This is a genomic window from Xenorhabdus bharatensis, from assembly GCF_037996705.1.
GTDB lineage: Bacteria > Pseudomonadota > Gammaproteobacteria > Enterobacterales > Enterobacteriaceae > Xenorhabdus > Xenorhabdus bharatensis.
This window is the reverse complement of the sequence record NZ_JBBMXG010000109.1, coordinates 1-223: the sequence shown is the minus strand read 5'-3', so window position 1 is coordinate 223 and position 223 is coordinate 1. Positions and strand designations below refer to the sequence as shown.

Here is a 223-nt window from a genome sequence, read left to right as displayed (position 1 = left end):
GCGGCGCTGCTGCTCTGGATCAGGACGGCTAACGGTTTGGGTAATTTTCGGCTCACCGCGGCCAGATAAGCGGCCAACAGATTAGTCGATTCACCGACCACGCCGCAGGCGACTAAATCCGCGGTGATACGGCTGATGAGTTGGGGATCTTGCAATAACGTCAGGGCAGCCTGCTGCTCATCGGCATTCAGGGAGTTGGCGGTGTGTTCCGTTTCTGCTGCCA

At 58.3% G+C, this 223-nt stretch carries 1 pseudogene; it reads right to left on the bottom strand.

The features are described from left to right. Positions 1 to 223: pseudogene (locus AAC855_RS21450) on the bottom strand (hypothetical protein); the annotation flags it as partial.